Origin of the sequence: Desulfovibrio sp. 1188_IL3213 (assembly GCF_036763145.1) — a bacterium.
Lineage (GTDB): Bacteria > Desulfobacterota > Desulfovibrionia > Desulfovibrionales > Desulfovibrionaceae > Desulfovibrio.
Map to the genome: position 1 here is coordinate 1 of NZ_JBAIYR010000263.1, position 3,265 is coordinate 3,265.

5 protein-coding genes are annotated in these 3,265 nt (G+C 57.7%); 2 read left to right on the forward strand and 3 right to left on the reverse strand.

From position 1 onward, the window contains the following. Nucleotides 1-71, reverse strand: a 71-nt coding sequence (locus V6C16_RS09900) for a helix-turn-helix domain-containing protein (RefSeq protein ID WP_333543115.1), incomplete at its 3' end; no start/stop codon positions are given. Next, the gene (locus tag V6C16_RS09905) at nucleotides 41-514 is read right to left on the reverse strand and encodes a hypothetical protein (RefSeq protein WP_333543113.1); all 474 of its coding nucleotides are present in this window, start codon (nucleotides 512-514) and stop codon (nucleotides 41-43) included. The genes V6C16_RS09900 and V6C16_RS09905, both read right to left, overlap by 31 nt. A 69-nt stretch (nucleotides 515-583) precedes the next feature. Between V6C16_RS09905 and V6C16_RS09910 the strand changes: the two genes are divergently transcribed. Continuing rightward, entirely contained in the window at nucleotides 584-937 is a 354-nt protein-coding gene (locus V6C16_RS09910) for a hydrogenase maturation nickel metallochaperone HypA/HybF (protein ID WP_333536180.1), read from the forward strand. A 166-nt stretch (nucleotides 938-1,103) separates the two neighbouring features. Then, nucleotides 1,104-1,772, forward strand: a complete 669-nt coding sequence (gene hypB / locus V6C16_RS09915) for a hydrogenase nickel incorporation protein HypB (protein WP_333543114.1) — start codon at nucleotides 1,104-1,106, stop codon at nucleotides 1,770-1,772. A 373-nt stretch (nucleotides 1,773-2,145) separates the two neighbouring features. On the opposite strand, the gene V6C16_RS09920 is transcribed toward hypB, so the two are convergent. After that, entirely contained in the window at nucleotides 2,146-3,138 is a 993-nt protein-coding gene (locus V6C16_RS09920; protein ID WP_333536182.1) for a peptidoglycan glycosyltransferase, read from the reverse strand. Nucleotides 3,139-3,265: the final 127 nt, after the last annotated feature.

Genomic DNA, 3,265 nt, shown 5'->3' on the forward strand with positions numbered 1-3,265 from the left:
GTCTTTCTTTTTTTCAGTTTGCGGTACAGGGTGACTCTATTTATTCCCAACAATGCCGCGGCTTTTCCCATGTGTCCGCCGCATTTTTCCAGCGCGGCCCCAATGGTCTCAAGCTCAAGCGAGCGCAGCCTTGGGCAGGCGCATGGGTTTGCGCCGCATTGCCGGCCTGGCTCTGCTGCCCGGTTAGCTGAGTGTTCTCTGCTTTTTGCCCTGACGCCGCGCCAGCTTGTACGCTGCCTGTCGCATTTTTGTTTTCAAATTGCGTAAGGTCAGGCGTAGTGACAGGCATCGCCAGACTTTCCGGTTCTGCCTTGAAGTTTTTTTTGAATGATCTGGCGCTGATTCTTTCAGGATCAGCCAACGGCTGGAACGCGCTGTTGAGTTCTTGTACCGCAAATGCCCCGTCCGGCAGTTCCCAGACAAAGTAGTGGGTTTTGCGGCGGTTTTCCGTCCAGTCGGTGGAAAAGGAATACACGCCAGAAAATTTTGAGCGACGCATGCCCGAAATGTACATTATTTACGCCGAATGGCAAGAATGGCTTCCGGCCTTTACGTGACAGGGCCTTTGAGCTAGTATGCCGCCATGCACGAAATGGCTATCGCACAAAGCTTGCTGAAAATGGCGGAAGAGGAAATTACCCGTCAGGGCTGTACCCGTCTTGAGGTTGTGAACGTCAAATATGGCGCTCTCGCCGGGCTGGTGCCGGAATCTCTTCAATTCTGCTTTGAAACCATGATTCAGGGGACGCCCCACGAGGGCGCGCGCCTTGAAATGGAAGAATTGCCGTTGCAACTGCACTGCCCGTTCTGCGGCGCGGATTTTGGCGGTGAAGGGCAGGACGCTCTTGTGCAGCCCTGCCCCGGATGCGGCGAGCAGTTCGGTCACGTGGTCAGGCAGGGCAGGGAGCTGTATTTGAACCGCCTTGAGGCCAGCTGACCCGAGCCGGATAGGGACGGCGGTCCCCACCGAGGCGCTGCGCCTGAAACGGCGGCGGCTTTCTTGCCTATGGCGCCGCAAGTTTTCTAGCAGATATCATCGCCTTCTCAACGTACCGATACTTTACATAAAAGACCCCATTGCCGGGGCCTGCAAGGAGACTGGCATGCAAATTCCCGTGGTTCGCAATGTGCTGGAAGCCAATGAAAAAATGGCGGCTCATGTGCGCAAGCGGCTGTCTGACAGCGGGATTCTGACCCTGAATCTGATCAGTTCGCCCGGCGCGGGCAAGACCACGCTGCTGGAGCGCACGCTTACCGATCTGGCGGGAGAGTTTCGCATGGCCGTGGTGGAAGGCGACCTGCAGACGGACAACGACGCGCGCCGCGTGGCCGCTACCGGGGCGCAGGCCGTGCAGATCAATACCGACGGCGGCTGCCACCTTGACAGCAACATGATCCTGACCGCGCTGGACAGCCTCGATCTTGAAGGCGTGGACATTCTTTTTATCGAAAACGTGGGCAACCTCGTCTGCCCTGTGGAATTTGACTGTGGGGAAGACGCCAAGGTGGCCCTGCTGAGTGTGGCCGAAGGCGACGACAAGCCCGAAAAATACCCGCTTCTTTTCAACCTGGCTCAGGCGCTTGTGCTGAACAAGGTGGACCTGTTGCCCTATGTGGATTTTGACATGATGCGGGCGCGTAATTTTGCCACAAAGCTCAATAAAGATCTGGATATTTTTGAGGTTTCCTGCCGCCACGGCCAGGGCCTTCAGGAATGGTACGGCTGGCTGCGCGCCATGCGGGCTGCCAAAAAAGAAGGTCGCCCGCTTTAGAGCAGATTAACTTTGAGAATATACATTCTCAAAGTTTAAGGCACGCTCACTTCGGCGTTTAACCGCGCAGATAAACTGCGCTTACGCCTCCGTAGCGAACGTCTGCTCACGCAGCCGTCAGAGCAATTTCAAAGTGAAATTGCTCTAGGCAAGCCTGTTAAAAAAAATCTGCCGGTCGCACGGGCAGGCGGCGACAGTGCATTTTTTATGATGCGGAAGCGCTATGCCTGCGCGCGGCGGAGGCGGCAAGAGCAGCCTGATGTTTTTCGGTTATGCTTGCAAAAGAATAGTAAAAATCCCGGTCTGTGCCGGGATTTTTTATGGCCCGCAACTACGCGGAACAAAATGTGAAAAGCGTCAGGTCGGGGAGTGCTCAGCGACCGCCCTCGCCAGCCTGATAGGCGGCCACATCCACAACAAGGTTTTTTGATGCGGGCCGCAGGGTCAGGGTAAAAAGCTGCACGTCCTGCCTGGGCGTGTCGGCATCTGCCAGATTCGGCAGCATGGCCGCCGGGGCAAGCATGATCGTAGCCTCTCCCTGGCCCGCCGCAAGAAAATAGTCCAGTACCTGCCGGAGCACCTGCCGGTGTTGCGCAGGGTCTGTCCTGGGCAGTTCCACAAAGTCCATATCCAGCCCGGGCAATTCAGCCTGCCAGGGGGCATAGTCCTGGGCATAGAGCGTTTCAAGCAGCTTGTTCAGTGTGGCGGCGTCGAGTTTCCGGCGCAGTTCCATATGTTCAAGACGGTCGGGATCGCCGGGGCGCGCCGTGACAGCAGCACCGGCAGTCCCGTTTTCAGCCTGACCGGGCAAAAGCCGCGCAGCCCAGACCATACCGGCAAATCCAAGGCTGGTCAGCACGGCATCGTTGTCGTCATGAGGCGGGCTTTTGTCCAGCAGGGCGCACACGTCTTTCATGCTCATGCCGGGCCGAAACTGGTCAAGCATGCAGACCGGGCCGCTGTTTTCATCGGGTAAAAGGCTTTGCATCCGGGCGTTGAACTGACGGCTGACGCCTTTGGCCGTTGTCAGGGTCATCTGCTCCGGCCGGGGGCCAAAGGCAAGGCTTGCTGCCTGCCCTACAGGCACGGCGCTGAACGTCCAGAGCGCCAGCCCCGTGTCCAGGCGCAAGTCTGCAGTTCCTCCGGGGTTTTCAATTTCATCGCTGCCGCCGGGGGCCATGTCCAGCCGGGCAAACTGCGTAACACCCTTGCTTTGCAGGCTGATGTTGAGCAGGTCCTCTTCTGTTTTATTGGAAATGACCAGATTTTGAGGGCCTGCTGCCAGGCAGTGTCCCGCCCACAGAAGAAAAATAAAAACAGTGAGAAAACAGGGCAGGCTTCGCTGCGGATAATTGCTGAAGGTCATGCATACACTCCCGATGTCAGTACCCGGCGTCATACGACGGCAGGCACATTATAGCAGAGCGCGGGGGCGGCCCGCAAGTCAGCCGGGCGGAAGCGGCAGGCGTACCTTGCGGGCGCCCGCATGATGG

Excerpts from the sequence above, each read along its gene's own strand:
- V6C16_RS09905 (WP_333543113.1), bottom strand. The coding sequence starts at position 514 with ATGTACATTTCGGGCATGCGTCGCTCAAAATTTTCTGGCGTGTATTCC.
- V6C16_RS09910 (WP_333536180.1), top strand. The coding sequence starts at position 584 with ATGCACGAAATGGCTATCGCACAAAGCTTGCTGAAAATGGCGGAAGAG.
- hypB (WP_333543114.1), top strand. The coding sequence starts at position 1,104 with ATGCAAATTCCCGTGGTTCGCAATGTGCTGGAAGCCAATGAAAAAATG.
- V6C16_RS09920 (WP_333536182.1), bottom strand. The coding sequence starts at position 3,138 with ATGACCTTCAGCAATTATCCGCAGCGAAGCCTGCCCTGTTTTCTCACT.